Below are 18919 nucleotides of genomic sequence, written 5' to 3'. Positions count from 1 at the left end.
CCCGGCACGGTGAAAACGGTGAAGGAGTCCCCGCGATGCCCGAGCTCAGCGTCATCGTCCACGGGCCCAACACCCAGGACCGTCTGACCGCGCTCCTCGCCTCCCTGGCCGCGCACCCCCACCCCGAGGTCGAGGTCGTCGTGGCCGCGGTCGGCGCCTGGGCGCAGGAGACGGCGGCGGCGTACGCCTCCGAGATGCTGGTGCTGCCTCTGCCGGACGGGACGGACGACGCCACGGCGCGGTCGGCGGGGGCGGCCCGGGCCTCCGGTCGCTGGCTGCACTTCGTGCGCGCCGAGGACGGTCTGCCCGTCGGCGCCCCGCGCATGGTCGCCGAGCGCCTCGCGGAACTGCCGGACGAGGTGGACGTCCTCCTCTTCGACCACGTCCGCTCCACCTGGGACACCTCGGGGCTGCCCTCCGACGACGGCCCCCTCCTCGCCCGCGCGGGCCGCGCCGCCCACCGCCTCGACGACATCGCCCGCACCGCCCTGCGCGTCACCCCGCTCCTGGGCAACCGAGCGCTGCGCACCCCCTTCTGGCAGGTGCACGAACGCCAACTCACCACCCCTGACGAGCCGTTCGCGTCGTACGCCGCCCTCCTTCTCGCCGACCACATCGCGGCCCTGAACCAAGTGGCGTACGACCACCACGAACTGCGTCCCGAGAGCCTCCCCCCGGTCACCCCCGAGGACCACTACACCCTCGTGGACCGCTACGAAACGCTCCTCACCCTCGCCCTCGACCTCACCCTCGCCCGACACCGAGCGGCCGCCGCCCCCTCCCTTCCCGGCAGCACGGGCGACGCCCTCCCCCGCTCGCTCCCGCACGCCGTCCTCTACGACGTCATGGTCCGCGACTGCCTGCGCACCTTCGCCCGCGTCCCCATGCCCGACCCGGTGGCCAGGGAGTTCTTCCGGCGCGCCGCCGAAGCGGCGACTCGGCACCGCCCGCCCGGCCATCGCCGCCCGGCCGGTCCCGAGGGCATCCGCCGGAGTCTCCTCGAAGAGAACGCCTACACCAGGTACCGCGCCTTCCAGGCCGCCAACCGCGCCCGCCGGGCCGTGAAGTCGGCCGTACGAACCCGAAGCCGCCAGGTCACCGACGCCCTCGGCGACCGCCACTACCGCAAGGCCCTCTCCCAGCCGGTCAACCCGAACCTGGCGGTCTTCGCGGCGTACTGGAACCGCGGCGTGGCGTGCAACCCGGCGGCGATCGCGGCCAAGCTCACCGAACTGGCCCCGCAGATCCACCCGGTGTGGGTGGTGACCCCCGACAACGCCCCCCTGCTCCCACCCCACACCGACCACGTGCTCCCCGGAACCCGCCGCTACCGCGAGGTGCTGGCCACGGCGAAGTACCTGGTCAACAACGTCAACTACCCCAACGCGATCGTGAAACGCCCGGACGCGATCCACCTCCAGACCCACCACGGCACCCCGCTCAAACGCATGGGCGTCGACCAGATGGAGTTCCCGGCGGCGGCCAAGGGCCTGGACTTCCCGGCACTGCTGGCCCGTATCGACCGATGGGACTACAGCGTCTCGGCGAACAGCCACTCCACGCGCATGTGGGAGCGCGCGTACCCGTCCCGCTTCGTCTCCCTCGACTACGGCTATCCGCGCAACGACGTCTTCTACACGGCCACCGCGTCCGACATCCGCGCGATCCGCGACCGCCTGGGCATCCCCCCGGCCCACCGCGCGATCCTCTACGCCCCCACCCACCGCGACTACGAGGCCGGCTGGACCCCCCGCCTGGACCTGGCCACCCTCGCCGACCGGCTCGGCGAGGACACGGTCCTCCTCATCCGCGGCCACTACTTCTACGACGGCACACCGTCCCCCCTGACGGCCCTGCGCCGCACGGGCAGAATCATCGACGTCTCGGCCTACGACCCCGTCGAAGACCTCGCCCTCGCCGCGGACGCCCTGGTCACGGACTACTCGTCCATCATGTTCGACTACGCCAACCTGGACCGCCCGATCGTCATCTACGCCGACGACTGGGAGACGTACCGCTCCACCCGAGGCGTCTATTTCGACCTGATGGCCGAGTCACCGGGCCCGGTGGCCCGCACCCAGCAGGACCTGACCGAGATCCTCACCACCGAGGCCTGGCACGACGAGGGCGCGGCGAAGGCGCGGGTGGCCTTCCGCCGCCGTTTCTGCGAGTACGACGACGGACGCGCCGCTGAACGGGTCGTACGCCGCGTGTTCCTGGGCGAGAGCGTGGACACCCTGCCGCCGGTGACGCCGCTGGAGGACCGCACGCCGGCCCCGAGCCCGAGGGAGGCGCTGTGAACCCGGAAGCCGTGGAAGCCGTAGAGGCCGCGGAGGCCGCACCCCCGGACGTCACGGTGACGGTCATCGTCTACAACGACGCGCGGCGCCTGCCACGGGCCGTGGAGTCGGTACGCCGCCAGACCCACCGCAACATCGAGATCATCATCAGCGACGACCACTCGACGGACGAAACCCCGGAGGTGGCAAGGAGACTGGCGTCCCAGGACCCCCGTATCCGCCGGCTCCGCCTGCCGCGGAACAGCGGCGGCTGCAGCGCCCCGCGCAACCGGGCGCTGGAGATCGCGCGGGCGCCGTACGTCATGTTCCTGGACAGCGACGACGAACTCACCGACGACGCGGTGGAGTTGCTGCTGGCGGCGCACCGCGAGCGGGAGATCGACTTCGCGATGGGGGCGGTGGTGCGGGTCCGGGAGGACAGCGGACGCCGTACGAGATGGATGCCGCACCTGGTCGCCGAGCGCCGCACGGTGATCGGCATCGAGTCCGAACCCCGGCTGCTCTTCGAGCACCTGTCGACGAGCAAGATGTACGCGCGCACCTTCCTGGACCGCCACGACCTGCGCTTTCCCGAGGGCATCCACTACGAGGACCAGCTCTTCACGGCGCAGGCGTACTGCCTGGCCAAGGAGTTCACGGTCATCCCGGAACCGGTGTACCGCTGGTACGTGGCGCAGTACGCGGCCACGAGCACGGCGACGGCGTCGATCTCCAACCAGCGCGACCGGCTGGACAACGTCCGCGACCGCGTCCGGGTGCAGCGCCTGATCGACGACTTCCTGGCCGAGAGCGGGCACGCCGGGCTCCGTGAGGACAAGGACTACAAGTTCCTCAAGCACGACTTCCGGATGTACGCGGGGGACGTGCCGTACAGGGACGACGCCTGGCTGGCGGCGTTCGCCGACCTCACGACCCCCTACCTCGACTCCCTCGCCCCGACGGCCTACAGCCGACTCCCGCGCACGGAACGGGTGGTCCTCCAGCTGATCCGCGAGCGCCGCTTCCCGGAGGCGAGACTGGCGGCCAGGGGCCTGGGCCGCGCTGTGGCACCGCGCCATGTGACATCGGACGTGACAGAGGGCGCCGCGTACTCGGGCAGAACCATCCCCACGCACTGGGGCAAGACCATCCCCACGTACTGGGGCGAGACCGTCCCCACCACCGACACCTCCCGCCGCGAACTCGACGTATCGGACCTGGAGTTGGACACCCGTCCCTTCCGCAGCGCCCTGTTCCGCCACGAGATCACGGAACTCACCCGCGGTCCCGGTGCCTCGATCGACCTCACCATCCGCACCTACGACCCGGGCCGCCGCCTCCCGGTGGGCCCCCACCGGGCCGGCCTCCTCCTCACCCCCGGCCGACGCCGCCTCACCGTGCCGTTCCGCCTGTCCCCGGTGAGCCCCGGCATCTTCGAAGGCCAGGTCCATCTGGACCTGACCAGGGCCCCCGTCCCCCACCACGGCTTCACCGGCACCCGCCACCCCCTCCTCCGCATCGAGTGCCAGTCCCTGCACAACACGGCGGTGCTGCTGGCCCCCCTGGCCTTCCCCATCCTGACAACCCGCATCGACTACCACTCCGGCACGGCCCCCCACCGGGTGACCGTCGAACCGGAGCCCCACGGCCCCGGCCGCCTCCAGATCCGCTGGCAGCCACTGGGCATCACGGGGAACTTGGTACACCCGGTGGTACGACGCCTGGCCCGACCGAGGGTGCGAAGAGCGGCCCGCCTGCTGAGAAGCGCACTGCGTTAGCGACGAGCCGCTGCCGAACAGCTACCGGACCACCTCGTACAACACCTGCCCGCCCGGCCCCCAGGTCACCACCCGCACCCCCTGGCCCCTTCCAGTCCCCGTCCCCCGATCCACAACCCACCGCACCCCGTACGCCGCCGCGATCCCCCGCCGCACCCCCACGGACGCCCCCGCCCCGAAGTACCGCCGCACAGCCGCCTCCCGACGCCCCGCATCCGCCAGGAACACGTCGGGATACCCGGGCGCCACGGTGTACGCCCCGTACGCCGGAATCTGCCGAGCCGGCATCGTCCGCGCCATGACCACGTCCCCGTACTTCACCCAGGGCGTGACCCACCAGTACCCCGCCCAAGGCACCCGGTACTTCGCCGCGACCACCCCCGGCAGCACCCCACGCGGCACGACGTACCCCACGGCCCCGACCTGCGTCCAAGCCCCCACCACCAGGGCCGCACCCAGCACCCCCGCCCACACCCCACGCCACCGCATCCCCCTCCCTTCCTCCACCACCGCCAACGCGGCAGCGACCTGCGCCGGAATCAGCGCCGCGGGCAACGCCCGCCCCCACGAGTAGTGCCCACTCACCCCACCAACCGCCACGACCACCACCCCCAGCACGAAGAACAGCACCAGCGGATCCCATCGATCCCGCCGCCACCGCACGACCAGCGCACCGACCCCCACCATCACCAGCCAGTACCGCCCCGCCAGTTCCCGGTACAACCCCCGATGCACCGCCTCCAGTTCACCCCCCGCCCCGACCAGCGCGAAGAAGTCGTAGTACGGCCACACCCACAGCACCACGACCCCCACCACGACCCCGCCCCCGACGCGCAGCCACACCCCGCGCCCCACACGGCCGCCCCGTCCCGCCCACGCGGCAACCACCGTGGCCAGCGCCCCCAAAGACGCCACGACCCCCGAGAACTGATGGCACAGCAGAATCACCGCCCACAGCACCCCGAGCCCGGCCCAAGCTCCCTGCCCAGCCCCCGACCGCAGCGCCCGCGCCAGCCATGCCCAGAAATGAAAGGTCAGCCCCAACGCGAACACACTCGGATACGCCACCGTCAACGCCAGCGAGTTCAGCCCCAGAAACCCGCTCCACTCGAACAGCGACGTCCCCCACAGAAACACCAGGCACAGCACGGCCAACGCGGGCGCCGCCCGATGCGCGCTGAGCGTCCGCACGTATCGCCACACCCCCGTGACCAGCAGCCCCAGCCCCACCACCGCACCGATCCGCAGCACGACGAACACCGAGAGCCCGGACACCCGCGCCACGCACCCGAGCACCAGCATCCACGGCGAGTAGTACGGACTCGGCGTATCCGCGTCGACCAGCGGATTCCCGGGATCGACCAGGTCGTGCCGGAGCCGCTGCACGGTCGCCGCGTGCATACCGAGGTCACCGACCCAAGGGAGCCGGACGATCACCAGGAGAAGCAGCAGAACGACCAGGGCGGCGACAGCCTGCGGCACGACCGTCGTACTCCGCAGCGCACCCCGCATCATGCTCATCCGAGCACTGTAAGTCCCGTTTTGCCCCAAATACGCGAGCGCCCCGGGCTGTCACGGCCCGGGGCGCCCTGATGTGCGTACGGCTTACGCGTGGTCGGCCTATGTGTGCGTCCGCAGCAACGTCCGCATCGTCCGCATGGCCACCGACAGGTTCGCCAGATCGAACGCGTCCGACCCCCGGATCTCCTCCAGCGTCGTACGCGCCCGTCCCAGGATCGCGCCGTTCTTCTGCTCCCACGCCTCGTACCGCTGCTCTGGCGTCGAGGTGCCGTTGCCGACGGCCAGGACGTCCGAGGTCAGGGCCGCGTGGGCGGCGTACAGGTCCTCGCGGATGGAGGCACGGGCCATGGACTGCCAGCGGTCGGAGCGCGGCAGCTCGATGATGCGGTCCATCAGCTGGGTGATGTTCAGCCGGTCGGCGAGGTCGTAGTACACCTCGGCGACGTCCATCGGGTCCTTGCCCATCCGGTCGGCCACCGACACGATGTCCAGCGTCGGGAAGGCGGAGGAGAAGCCCGCCACCCGGGTGGCCAGTTCGGCCGGGACACCGGCGCCGGTCAGCTCGTCGTAGATCTGCTGGTACCAGTCCAGATCCGCGCCCTTGAGCAGCTTCGGCAGCTGCGACCAGACCTCCTCGACCCGCTCGGCGAAGAAGTCGACGGTGTCGGCGATCTGCAGCGGCTGCGGCCGGTTGTTGAGCAGCCAGCGCGTGCCGCGCTCGACGAGGCGGCGCGAGTGCAGCCGGATCCGGGTCTGGACGCCGGCCTCGACCTTGTTGTCGAGCGCCTCGACCGCGTCCCACACCGCGGCCGAGCGGAAGATCGCGCGGGCCACGGTCTGCGCCCGGACGATCTCCTCAAGCGAGGCACCGGTCTCCTCGCGCAGCCGGTGCAGATACGTCGTACCGCCCGTGTTGACCGTGTCGTTGACCAGCACGGTCGTGGTGATCTCTCGGCGCAGCGGGTGGCTGACGAGGTGCTCCGGGAACTGTTCGCGCAGCTCGGTCGGGAAGTACGCGTGCAGCAGGGTGCTCAGGTACGGGTCGTCCGGCAGCGTGGTGTGCAGCAGTTCCTCGGCGACCGTGATCTTCGTGTACGCCATCAGGACGGCCGTCTCCGGGCCGGTCAGGCCGTGGTCGGCGTTCAGGCGTTCGCGGATCTGGCGGTCGGTGGGCAGGAACTCCAGCGCCCGGTCCAGATGCCCCTCCCTGACCAGGTGCTTCATAAAGCGCTGCTGGGCGTGGAGCATGGCGCTGGACTGGGCGAGGGCGTTGGCGATCGCCGTGTTCTGCGCGTAGTTGTTGCGCAGGACGAGCCGGCCGACCTCGTCGGTCATCTCGGCGAGCAGCTTGTTGCGCTGCTTGACGGTCATGTCGCCGTCGGCGACCAGGCCGTTGAGCAGGATCTTGATGTTCACCTCGTGGTCGGAGGTGTCCACGCCCGCGCTGTTGTCGATGGCATCGGTGTTGATCTTGCCGCCCTGGCGCGCGAACTCGATCCGGCCGAGCTGGGTCAGACCCAGGTTGCCGCCCTCTCCGACGACCTTGACGCGCAGGTCGGCGCCGTCGACGCGGATCGGGTCGTTGGCCTTGTCACCGGCGTCCGCGTGGGACTCGGTCGAGGCCTTCACATACGTACCGATGCCGCCGTTCCACAGCAGGTCGACCGGCGACTGGAGGATGGCCTTCATCAGCTCGGCCGGCGTCATCTTGGACACCTTGCCCTCGATGCCGAGGGCCTCGCGGATGTGCGCGTTGACCGGGATGGCCTTGGCGCTGCGCGGGAAGATGCCGCCACCGGCCGACAGCAGCTCGGTGTTGTAATCCTCCCAGCTGGAGCGGGGCAGCTCGAACAGGCGGCGGCGCTCGGCGTAGGAGGTGGCCGCGTCCGGCTTCGGGTCGATGAAGATGTGCCGGTGGTCGAAGGCGGCGACCAGGCGGATGTGCTCGCTGAGCAGCATGCCGTTGCCGAACACGTCACCGGACATGTCGCCGATGCCGACGACCGTGAAGTCCTCGCTCTGCGTGTCCACGCCCAGCTCACGGAAGTGCCGCTTGACGGACTCCCAGGCGCCGCGCGCGGTGATGCCCATGCCCTTGTGGTCGTAACCGGCCGAGCCGCCGGAGGCGAAGGCGTCGCCCAGCCAGAAGTTGTACTGCTCGGCGACCCCGTTGGCGATGTCGGAGAAGGTCGCGGTGCCCTTGTCGGCGGCGACGACGAGATAGGTGTCGTCCTCGTCGTGCCGGACGACGTCCGAGGGCGGCACGACCTCGCCGGCCACCATGTTGTCGGTGATGTCGAGCAGCGCCGAGATGAAGGTCTTGTAGCTCGCGACACCCTCGGCCAGCCAGGCGTCCCGGTCCACGGACGGGTCGGGAAGCTGCTTGGCGACGAAGCCGCCCTTGGCGCCGACCGGCACGATGACGGTGTTCTTCACCATCTGCGCCTTCACCAGGCCGAGGATCTCGGTGCGGAAGTCCTCACGCCGGTCGGACCAGCGCAGGCCGCCGCGCGCGACCTTGCCGAAGCGCAGGTGCACGCCCTCGACCCGCGGCGAGTAGACCCAGATCTCGTACGCCGGGCGCGGCGCCGGCAGGTCGGGGATGGCCTGCGGGTCGAACTTCATGGAAACGTAGTCGTGCGGCTTGCCGGCCGCCGCCTCCTGGAAGAAGTTCGTACGGAGCGTCGCCTTGATGACGGTGAGGAAGGACCGCAGGATCCGGTCCTCGTCCAGGCTCGCCACCTGGTCGAGCGCCGCGTCGACCTCTTCGAGGAGGGCGTCGACGATCTCGTGGCCCGCGCGCTGGCGGTCCGGCGACATCCGCGCCTCGAACAGCGACACCAGCAGCCGGGTGGTGTGGACGTTGTTGCGGAGGGTGTCCTCCATGTAGTCCTGCGAGAAGGTGGAGCCCGCCTGCCGCAGGTACTTCGCGTACGCCCGCAGCACCATCGCCTGCCGCCAGGTCAGCCCGGCGCTCAGCACGAGGGCGTTGAAGCCGTCGTTCTCCGCCTTGCCGGTCCAGGTCGCGGCGAACGCCTCGGAGAAGCGCTCGCGCGCGTCGTCGCCGAGGTAGTCACCGCCGCCCACCGACTTGGGCATGCGCAGACCGAAGTCGTAGATCCAGGCGACGCTGCGGTCCGAGCAGCGCAGTTCGTACGGCCGCTCGTCGACGACCTCGACGCCGAGCCGGTTGAGGACCGGCAGGACCGCGGACAGGGAGACGGCCGGGCCCTTGCGGTAGATCTTGAAACGACGCTCCTCCGGGGCGGCGCCGACCGGCTCGTACAGGCTCAGCGAGAAGTTGTTCTCCTCGGTGAGCTGCTCGATGTGGACGAGGTCGGAGACCGCGGAGCGCGGGGTGTGGTCGGCCTTGTAGCCCTCGGCGAAGGCGCCCGAGTAGCGGCGCAGCAGCTCGGCGGCGCGCTCCTCGCCGAGCTCGGCGTTCAGCGCGTCGGCGAAACCGTCGGCCCAGGAGCGGGCGGCCTCGACCAGGCGGGCCTCGATGCGCTCCTTGTCGGCGTCGGACAGCTGCGGCAGCTCGGTGCCCTGCGGGACGCGGACGACGAAGTGCAGCCGGGACAGGATCGACTCGGTGTTCCAGGCGGTGAAGTCGACGCTGGTGCCGTCGAGCTCCTCCTTCAGGATGTCGATGATCCGCAGGCGCACGCCGGTGGTGTAGCGGTCGCGCGGGAGGTAGACGAGGGCGGAGTAGTAGCGCCCGTACTCGTCCTGCCGGAGATAGAGGCGCAGCCTGCGACGTTCCTGCAGGTAGAGGACGGAGGTGGCGATCCGCTGGAGCTCGGGGACCGGGGTCTGGAACAGCTCGTCGCGCGGGTACGTCTCCAGGATCTGCAGCAGGTCGCGCCCGTCGTGGCTGTTGGGCGAGAACCCGGCGGCCCGCAGCACGTCGTCGACCTTGCGCCGGACGACGGGCACCCGGCGGACGGACTCGGTGTAGGCGGCGGAGGAGAACAGCCCGAGGAAGCGGCGCTCGCCGACGACCTCGCCGTTCTCGTTGAACTTCTTCACCCCGACGTAGTCGAGATACGACGGCCGGTGCACGGTCGCCCGGCTGTTGGCCTTGGTGAGGATGAGCAGCTTGTGCTCGCGGGCCTTGGCGCGGGCGTCGGCGGGCAGCCGCTCGAAGGACGGGCTGACGGGGTGGCTGTCGGTCTCCGAGTGGTGCGGGTCGGAGCGCAGGATGCCGAGGCCGGTGCCCGGCACGGCGGCCAGCGAGTCGTCGCCGCGCAGCTCGTACTCGCGGTAGCCGAGGAAGGTGAAGTGGTCGTCGGCCAGCCAGCGCAGCAGCTCGCGGGCCTCCTCGAACTCCAGCTCACGCAGGTCGGAGTGGGGCTCCTGGGGCAGCTCGTCGGCCATCCGCAGGGCCAGGTCCCGCATCTTGCTCCAGTCCTCGACGGCCTCGCGGACGTCGGACAGGACGCGCAGCAGGTCGGCGGTGATCTGCTTCAGGTCGCCGCGATCGGTCTCGCGGTCGATCTCCACATGGATCCAGGACTCGGTGTGCGCGTCGTGCGGCAGCTCGCCGGAGGGCGGAGTGCTGAGCACCTCGATGAGCTTGCCGGTGAGGTCGCGGCGGACGAAGACCTGCGGGTGGATGACGACGTGGATGCCCCGCCCCTGCCGGGTCAGCTCATTGGTGACGGAGTCGACCAGGAAGGGCATGTCGTCGGTGACGACCTCGACGACGGAGTGGCTGCAGGTCCACCTGTTCTCTTCGACGGTGGGCGTGTGAACCCGCACGTTGGCCGTGCCCTGCGGGCGGTTCTCGGCCAGCCGGTAGTGCGAGAAAGCGGCTCCGAAGATGTCGACCGGGTCGCGGTCGGTGAGGTCCTCCGGGGCGGTGTGCAGGTAGTAACGCTGGAGGAACGCGAGCACGGTGTCGTGGTCCGGGGTGCCGGCTGTGCCCTTGTCCGTCGTCCCGGTCGGTAGATACCCCCCGACCGGGCTGTTCTCAGCTACCCGGGCGGCCCTTTCGAGCAGCTCGGCCTTGGCTTCGTCCAGCTTGGTCTGCATTGTCCTCTGGCTCCTGTCGCGCGCCGTTGCGTGACGTTGAAGGAAGTTCGGTCTCTTCCCCTCGGACGTAACGCCGTGACGCGGGGTGTCCGGTCTGCTTCGACGCTATGCCGCGAGGTGAGATGAGCGGGGATATATGAGCCAATTTTGAGCTGCCCACGGGGTGTGACGCTGCTCTCTGCGACGCCTGGGCCCGGGGTGTGGATGACCTCCCGGGAGCCCTTACGCCCCCCTCCCGCCCACGAAGACCAGCGACTGCCGCCCGGTCACGGATGTCGTCCGTGCTCGCCGGGCGCAGGGCAGGGGCACCAATGCCCCCGCGAGCTATCGCGCTGATCACGCCACTAAGGCTATCGCTCCTTACAGGGGAGCCGTCATGAGCCGTATGTGTACAAAACAAGGGGGAGAACTTTGACGTTCTGCACAGGGTCAAAGGGTGCGGTGAGGGCGTAACTGGCGGGGCCGGACACGGAGGGGGAGGCTGGGGTGCAGAGCTGCGACGACCCCAGGGCCGAGAAACGGACCCGAAAACCGGCCGTCGGGTGGCCACCCGTGTCCGAAAACAGGCCTACGGACAGCTGTGCCAGCTGTGCCCCTCGGCACCGACCCGCACCAGGCGGCACCCCGCACCGCACGGCCCCTTGGCAAGACCCCCGCCCCGAGGCACGTTGCCCATAGACCCGGCGAAGACGCAGACCACGGAGACGCAGACCACGGCCCACAAGAGGAGCGCATCCGACATGACAGCGAAAATCCTCATCGTCACCGGCGACGCCGCAGAGTCACTGGAGGTCCTCTACCCCTACCAGCGCCTCCGCGAGGAGGGCTACGACGTCCATATCGCCGCCCCCACCCGCAAGAAGCTCCAGTTCGTCGTCCATGACTTCGAACCCGGCTTCGACACCTACACCGAGAAACCCGGCTACACCTGGCCCGCCGACCTCGCCTTCTCCGAGGTCGACCCCGGCGACTACGCCGCCATCGTCATCCCCGGCGGCCGCGCCCCCGAGTACCTCCGCAACGACCCCGAACTCCGCAAGATCCTCAAGTCGTTCTTCGACTCCGACAAGCCGGTCGCCCAGATCTGCCACGGCCCCCTGCTCACCGCCGCGACCGACAGCCTCCGCGGCCGCCGCGTCACGGCGTACCCGGCCCTGGAACTGGACATGCAGGCCGCCGGCGCCACCTTCCAGGACGCCGAGGCGGTGGTCGACGGCACCCTGGTCTCCGCCCGCGCCTGGCCGGACCACTCCGCCTGGATGCGGGAGTTCCTGACGGTGCTGCGAGCGAAGGCACCGGTGACGTGACGTCCACTGGGCCGGCGGGGCCGCGTTGGGCGGGCGCCTGAGCGGACGAACGTGACCGGCCGAGATGACATGACCGGCCGAACCGACGTGACCGGCCAAGACGACGTGACCGGCCGACCGGACCGGCGACCCCAGACCGGTCGGCCGCCACATCACGGGCCCGGACCGCACCACCGGGACCAGCCGCACCAGCGGAACTCGGCTGCACCGCAGGCCCCGGACGGCCCGCCCGCTACGCCGCCATCCGCTCCGCCTCCGCGACCGCCTCCCCCAGCGTGTCCACGACCGGCACCCCGACTTCCTCAAGGCTCGCCCGGCTGTGCGACCCCCCGGTGTAGAGCACGGCCCGCGCCCCCACGTGCAGCGCCGCCACCGCGTCGTCGGCGGCGTCCCCGATCACCACCGTGCGAGCGGGATCCACGCTCGCCAGCGCCCCGATGTGCCGCACCATGTGCTCGGCCTTGCTGCCCCCGGACGGCCCGGTCCGCCCGTCGACACGTATGAAGTGCTCCTCGATCCCGAACCCCCGCACCAACGGGACGAGTTCGTCATGCACATACATGCTGAGGATCGACTGGCTGCGCCCCGCCGACCGCCATTGCCCGAGCAGCTCCGCCACGCCCTCGGTGAGCCCGCACCGCACGCGGTGCTCGGCGTAGTACCGATGGAAGGTCTCGTCCATGACCTCCCACTCCGTCTCGGTCGGCAGCCGCCCCATCAACCGCTCGTAGAACTTCGGCACCGGCACGCAGTACAGCGCCCGGTAGCGCTCCATCGTGATCGGCTCCAGCCCGAGCTCGCCGAACGCCGCGTTCGTCGCCCCGATGATCGCGTCATTGTCATGGAACAGCGTCCCGTTCCAGTCCCAGACGATGTGCGCCCCTACTCGCTTCCCCATGCCAAAAACCGTACCCGCCACCACTGACAATCAAGAGAACAGCAGGTCAACGAGGCGCTGGGACCCATCTGCCCATCAGGACACCCAGCCCATCAGGGCACCCAGCCCATCAGGACACCGAGGCCTTGGCCTCAGCCGTCCAGCCCCACCAGATTCGGAATCTCCTGAGTCGCGAACCACAGCAGCTCATGGTCCTCGGCCCCGTCCACCACGAACTGCGCGTCGTCGTCCCCGCCGTCCGCCGCCCGCAGCGCCTCCGCTGCCGCCGCCACATCCGCCTCCGCGTCGCCCGAGTCGACATGCACGGCGGCCGCCTTGGCCAGCGCCACGCCCTGGGCGATCCGCACCTCACCCAGCGCCGCCGGATCCAGCCCCCGGTCGGGATCGGCCATCGCCGCACCGTCGGGCACGTCGGCGGCGACCACGACCCGCCGCCGCACCGCCCCGGCGTCCGCCGCCAGCAGCCGTAGCGAGGCCAGCGCGGCCCGGTTCAGCGCCGCGTACTCCAACTCCTCGATGTCGTCGGAGAGATACCACTCGCGCAACGCGGGCGTGACGGCGTACGCGACGAGCGGCCCACTCCCCAACTCGCCCGTCTTGTACGCCTCGGCGAGTCCGGGGAGGGTCAGAGGGACGTAGACGCGCATGGCTGGCCGCTTTCGTACTCGTAAGGCTCCGCACGGACTCGGAAGGGCGGGTCCCGCACCTCCCGGAGGGCCTTCAGGATACGTGCGGGCGTCCCCTTTCGAGTCCCCACCACCACCCCGCAGAGCGTCCACTCCGCTCCGGAATCTCACCCTGTACCGGCCCGCCATCACCGGCTCCCGCCCCCCTCGGTCACCCAGATAGGTGAGTTTTCTGGCCGTCCGTTCCGAGCTCCCGCTTTCTTGCCCCCGACGCCCCGGACCCCGTACAAGATCACCAACCTCGAAGTTACTGCCCGGTATCACCCGGGCCCACCGAACGGGGACCCCATGAACAAGGTCATGACCAGGACCCAGCACCGCCTCGGCACCCGCCCGCCGACCCGCCGCGACACCCGCCGCCCCGGCGGCGCCCCACCCCGCACACCGAGCGGCGGCCCATCCCGTACGACGTCGCCCGGCGCCCGCCCATCGGGCTCACCGACCACCCCGGGAACCCGCGCCCGCACAAGCCCCCGGGACACCCGCCCACCGACCGCCCCCACCCAGCCACGGGCGACCGTGCCGCAACAGTCCCCACAGACACCGTGGACCCCACAGACGCAGGAGACCCCACAGACGCCGCAGACGCCGCAGACCCAGACCCCACGAACGCCCCAGACCTCACAGGCCCAACATGCCCAGCAGGGCCAACAGCCCCCGCTGAGGCCGTTGCCGCACCCCCGCCCCACCGATGTCTTCGCCGATCGTCTGCTTCTGGTCCTGAGCGGCCAGCGCCCCGTCCACTCGATGCTGCGCCACACCGCCGGCCGCGCCTACGACGAACTCGCCTGGCTCGCCGAACGCGGCCCCCTGCGCACCCACGGCACCCGCCCCGTCGTCCGCGACATCGGCTACTTCGAACCCCGCCCCGGCGCCGTCGAGGCCTTCGCCCGCATCGGCGCCGGAGATCAGCTGCGCGCCATGGCATTCCGCCTGGAACGGGGCGGCGACCTCCGCTGGCGCTGCACAGCCGTGGAACTGGGCGGCCCACGCAGGCCACACACGGTCGACGACTGACACCACACAGGGGCGGCCCACGGACCCCGACGAACCGACGCGGGCCGCCCTCAACCGAGGGCCGGACCCCACGCGGGCCGCCCACGACCGACGCCCGACGGCCACACGGGCGCCCCAGGGGCGACGCCAGACGACTACCCGGACCAGCCGGCCCACGGCGACCGGCAAACCACCGCCACGGCCCGCTCAAGGCGCCGAGCCCGGCCTTCCCACCGGAGCATCCGGAGCGCCCGGGGCGTCCGGGGCGTCCGGGCCCGGCGCGCACCCAATCCGCCGCCACTGAGCCCTGCCCTGCCCCGCCCACCCACCCGCCCACTCACCCAGACAAGCCGAAGGGCCGGACCCCCACAAAGGAGGCCCGGCCCTTCCGGCCGCTACGGCGCCCCAGGCACCGCCACTGTTACTGCCACTCTCTACTGCACGGCGTTACTTCTTGCGGCGCCGTCCACCACGTGACTGCTTGCGGCGCTCCGCGCGCGTGAGGCCGTCGGCCTCGGAACGCACCGGCTCGTCGCCGTTGTCGAAGTCGCCCTCGACGATGTCGCCCTCGCCGTCCACCTTGGGCGCGGTGTAGTGCAGCCGGTCCGGGCGGCGCGGAGCCTCAAGTCCCTTGGCGCGGATCTCGGGGCGCGCACCCGCCTGCGCCGGCACCGCGTCCTGCTTCTCAAGGTCGGCCACCGGCTTGGCGTCCTCGACCGGGACCTCCTCGACCTGCTGCTCGACCTGGACCTCCAGGTTGAACAGGTAGCCGACGGACTCCTCCTTGATGCCCTCCATCATCGCGGTGAACATGTCGAAGCCCTCGCGCTGGTACTCGACCAGCGGGTCCTTCTGCGCCATCGCGCGCAGGCCGATGCCCTCCTGGAGGTAGTCCATCTCGTAGAGGTGCTCGCGCCACTTGCGGTCCAGGACCGACAGCACGACCCGGCGCTCCAGCTCACGCATGATCTCGGAGCCGAGCTGCGCCTCACGCGCCGCGTACTGCTCGTGGATGTCGTCCTTGATGGACTCCGCGATGAACTCGGCGGTGAGACCGGCCCGGTCGCCGGCCGCCTCCTCCAGCTCCTCGATGGTGACCTTCACCGGGTAGAGCTGCTTGTAGGCGCCCCACAGCCGGTCCAGGTCCCACTCCTCGGCGAAGCCTTCGGCGGTCTCCGCACCGACGTACGCGTCGATGGTGTCGTCCATGAAGTGCTGCACCTGCTCGTGCAGGTCCTCGCCCTTCAGGACGCGGCGCCGCTCGCCGTAGATGACCTCACGCTGGCGGTTGAGGACCTCGTCGTACTTCAGGACGTTCTTACGGGTCTCGAAGTTCTGCTGCTCGACCTGCGACTGGGCGGACGCGATCGCGCGCGTGACCATCTTGTTCTCGATCGGCACGTCGTCGGGGACGTTCGCCATCGACATCACGCGCTCGACCATCTGGGCCTTGAAGAGCCGCATCAGGTCGTCGCCCAGGGACAGGTAGAAGCGGGACTCGCCCGGGTCGCCCTGACGGCCGGAACGACCGCGCAGCTGGTTGTCGATACGACGGGACTCGTGCCGCTCGGTGCCCAGGACGTAGAGACCGCCGAGGTCCTTGACCTCCTCGAACTCCGCCTTGACCGCCTGCTCGGCCCGCTCCAGGGCCGCGGGCAGGGCGTGGGCCCACTCCTCGATGTGCTCCTCGGGGTCGAGGCCCCGCTGGCGCAGCTCGGCCTCGGCGAGGTCCTCGGGGTTGCCGCCGAGCTTGATGTCGGTACCACGGCCGGCCATGTTGGTGGCCACGGTCACGGCGCCCTTGCGGCCGGCCTGGGCGACGATGATCGCCTCCCGGTCGTGCTGCTTGGCGTTCAGCACCTCGTGCTGCACACCGCGCTTGCTGAGCTGCTGCGACAGGTACTCGGACTTCTCGACCGACGTCGTACCGACGAGGATCGGCTGGCCCTTCTCGTGCTTCTCGACGATGTCGTCGACGACCGCCTCGAACTTCGCGACCTCGGTGCGGTAGATCAGGTCCGACTGGTCCTTGCGGACCATCGGCTTGTTGGTCGGGATCGGAACGACGCCGAGCTTGTAGATCTGGTGGAACTCGGCGGCCTCGGTCATCGCCGTACCGGTCATGCCGGAGAGGCCGGGGACTTCCTTGCCGTTGTGGTCCTGGCGCTTGTAGAGGCGGAAGAAGTTCTGCAGGGTGATCGTCGCGAGCGTCTGGTTCTCGTCCTTGATGTCCACCCCTTCCTTCGCCTCGATCGCCTGGTGCATGCCCTCGTTGTAGCGGCGGCCGGCGAGGATACGGCCGGTGTGCTCGTCGACGATCATGACTTCGCCGTCGATGACGACGTAGTCCTTGTCCTTCTTGAACAGTTCCTTGGCCTTGATGGCGTTGTTCAGGTAGCCGACGAGCGGCGTGTTCACCGACTCGTAGAGGTTGTCGATGCCCAGCCAGTCCTCGACCTTGGAGACACCGGACTCGTGGATGGCGACGGTGCGCTTCTTCTCGTCGACGTCGTAGTCGCCGGTCTCCTCAAGACCCTTGAGCGGGTTGCCGGCCTCGCCCTTCTTCAGGCGCGTGACCAGCTTGGCGAAGTCGCCGTACCACTTGGTGGCCTGGTCGGCCGGGCCGGAGATGATCAGCGGCGTACGGGCCTCGTCGACGAGGATGGAGTCGACCTCGTCGACGATGGCGAAGTTGTGGCCGCGCTGGACGAGTTCGTCCTGGGACCACGCCATGTTGTCGCGCAGGTAGTCGAAGCCGAACTCGTTGTTCGTGCCGTACGTGATGTCGCAGGCGTACTGCTCGCGGCGCTGGGCCGGCGTCATGTTGGCGAGGATGCAACCGACGTTCAGGCCCAGGAACTTGTGGACGCGGCCCATCATCTCGGAGTCGCGTTCGGCCAGGTAGTCGTTGACCGTGATCAGGTGGACACCCTTGCCGGACAGCGCGTTCAGATACGCGGGCAGGGTGCCGACGAGGGTCTTGCCCTCACCGGTCTTCATCTCGGCCACGTAGCCGAGGTGGAGGGCCGCGCCACCCATGATCTGCACGTCGTAGTGGCGCTGGCCGAGCGCGCGCTTTGCGGCCTCGCGCACGGTGGCGAAGGCCTCGGGCAGCAGGTCGTCCAGGGTCTCGCCGTCAGCGTAGCGCTGCTTGTACTCATCGGTGAGGGCGCGCAGCTCGGCGTCGGAGAGGTCGACGAAGTCCTCTTCGATGGAGTTGACCTGGTCCGCGATGCGGTGCAGCTTGCGCAGGATCTTGCCTTCGCCTGCACGCATGATCTTCGAGAGGACGGACACGGGGGTTGGTCTCCTTGCCGGTCGGGCCTGGGACGGTCGGTTTCCATTTGACTTGACTGAGCAACGGCCATCGTATGCGAGGACCCCGCCGCGCCGGGAGCCTGCCGTGGGTGCCGATGATCCGCTGCTTCAAATCTCCGTCAAAGGGACAACGGCCGGGGGCCACGGATGGTGCCGCGTTCGGTCAACGAATTGTGCGAACCGCGATCACACGCTCACCCACCGCATCGTTCACACGCCGCGTAAAGAATGGCGCTCACACCGACCCCCGAGCAGAATCGGCCGATGGAACCCGTCACGCTCACCACCGACCGCCTCCTCATGCGCACGGTCGGCCCACAGGACACCGATGCCGTGTACGAGGCCGTCCAGGACCCCGACATCCTGCGCTGGACCACGATCCCCTCGCCCTACCTGTACGAGCACGCCCACAGCTTCACGCACGACCTGGTCCCCGAGGGCTGGCGCAACGGCTCGATGTTCACCTGGGGGCTCTTCCTCCCCGAAGGGGAGGACCTGGCGGGCATGGTCGGCCTCACGATGCGTTCCATGAGCGACGCCGAGATCGGTTTCTGGTGCGCGAAGCAGCACCGCGGCAACGGCTACATCTCCGAGGCCGTCCTGGCCGCCTCCCGCTGGGCCTTCGTCCACCTCTCGATCGACCGCGTCGAATGGCGCGCGGAGGTGGGCAACATCCCCTCCCGCACCGTGGCAGAACGCACCGGCTTCACCCTGGAAGGCACCCTCCGCTCCGCCATCGTCCACCAGGGCGTACGCCGAGACTGCTGGCTCGGCTCCCTACTCCCCTCAGACCTGAGCCTCCCCTCAACAGCCCCCTACCTCCCCGCCCGCACAACGCCCCCCACCCCCTGACCCACAGAGCCCCCTTCCCCAGCTCCCCCCAACGCGCCCGACATCTCTCAGCGCCGACCGCATCTCTCAACGCCGCCCGACCTCCCTCAAAGCCGACCGCCTTCCCTCAAGCTCAAGGCCTACCCCCTTCCCTCAAGGCCGACCGGCTGCTCTCAACGCCGGCCCGCTTCGTTTCTTTCAGCCCGTCCCGCGTTTGTGGACAATCCCCCATCCTCTCTCTTATAGACAACTCCCAGCCCACCAGACACCC

Annotated in this window: 10 protein-coding genes; 5 read left to right on the top strand and 5 right to left on the bottom strand. The window is 69.9% G+C overall.

Translation table 11 applies throughout. From position 1 onward, the window contains the following. Positions 1–35 precede the first annotated feature (35 nt). A complete protein-coding gene (locus tag ACFWYS_RS32280) occupies positions 36–2300 on the top strand; it encodes a CDP-glycerol glycerophosphotransferase family protein (RefSeq protein ID WP_384776415.1) in 2265 nt (754 codons plus the stop codon). After that, entirely contained in the window at positions 2297–4057 is a 1761-nt protein-coding gene (locus ACFWYS_RS32275) for a glycosyltransferase family 2 protein (protein WP_384776413.1), read from the top strand. The genes ACFWYS_RS32280 and ACFWYS_RS32275 overlap by 4 nt, the downstream gene beginning before the upstream one ends. Before the next feature lie 21 nt (positions 4058–4078). Here ACFWYS_RS32275 and ACFWYS_RS32270 read toward each other — a convergent pair whose 3' ends face one another. Both ACFWYS_RS32270 and ACFWYS_RS32265 read right to left on the bottom strand, forming a co-directional pair. Next, on the bottom strand, positions 4079–5578 hold the full coding sequence (locus tag ACFWYS_RS32270; protein ID WP_384776411.1) for a hypothetical protein: 1500 nt from the start codon (positions 5576–5578) through the stop codon (positions 4079–4081). A 99-nt stretch (positions 5579–5677) separates the two neighbouring features. Continuing rightward, positions 5678–10612 (bottom strand): NAD-glutamate dehydrogenase, encoded by a 4935-nt coding sequence (locus tag ACFWYS_RS32265; protein WP_384776409.1) that lies wholly within the window; start codon positions 10610–10612, stop codon positions 5678–5680. 740 nt (positions 10613–11352) lie between these two features. Here ACFWYS_RS32265 and ACFWYS_RS32260 point away from each other — a divergent pair. Continuing rightward, positions 11353–11919 carry a DJ-1/PfpI family protein gene (locus ACFWYS_RS32260; RefSeq protein ID WP_384776407.1) on the top strand — a complete coding sequence of 189 codons (567 nt, stop codon included), beginning with the start codon at positions 11353–11355 and terminating at the stop codon, positions 11917–11919. 232 nt (positions 11920–12151) lie between these two features. On the opposite strand, the gene ACFWYS_RS32255 is transcribed toward ACFWYS_RS32260, so the two are convergent. Both ACFWYS_RS32255 and ACFWYS_RS32250 read right to left on the bottom strand, forming a co-directional pair. Continuing rightward, positions 12152–12817, bottom strand: coding sequence for an HAD family hydrolase (locus ACFWYS_RS32255; RefSeq protein WP_384776404.1), 666 nt, complete (start codon positions 12815–12817; stop codon positions 12152–12154). A 131-nt stretch (positions 12818–12948) separates the two neighbouring features. Further along, positions 12949–13464, bottom strand: a complete 516-nt coding sequence (locus tag ACFWYS_RS32250; RefSeq protein ID WP_384776402.1) for a DUF6912 family protein — start codon at positions 13462–13464, stop codon at positions 12949–12951. 327 nt (positions 13465–13791) lie between these two features. Here ACFWYS_RS32250 and ACFWYS_RS32245 point away from each other — a divergent pair, with 327 nt between their 5' ends. Beyond that, positions 13792–14520: an Rv3235 family protein gene (locus ACFWYS_RS32245; protein ID WP_384776400.1), complete on the top strand. Its 729-nt coding sequence runs from the start codon at positions 13792–13794 to the stop codon at positions 14518–14520. A gap of 426 nt (positions 14521–14946) precedes the next feature. On the opposite strand, the gene secA is transcribed toward ACFWYS_RS32245, so the two are convergent. Beyond that, a complete protein-coding gene (gene secA / locus ACFWYS_RS32240; RefSeq protein ID WP_384776398.1) occupies positions 14947–17796 on the bottom strand; it encodes a preprotein translocase subunit SecA in 2850 nt (949 codons plus the stop codon). A 285-nt stretch (positions 17797–18081) separates the two neighbouring features. Between secA and ACFWYS_RS32235 the strand changes: the two genes are divergently transcribed. Continuing rightward, entirely contained in the window at positions 18082–18669 is a 588-nt protein-coding gene (locus ACFWYS_RS32235; protein WP_384776396.1) for a GNAT family N-acetyltransferase, read from the top strand. The last annotated feature ends 250 nt before the right edge of the window (positions 18670–18919 follow it).

This window comes from Streptomyces sp. NPDC059010 (assembly GCF_042740355.1).
Lineage (GTDB): Bacteria > Actinomycetota > Actinomycetes > Streptomycetales > Streptomycetaceae > Streptomyces.
This window is presented reverse-complemented; position numbering and strand designations above follow the sequence as displayed.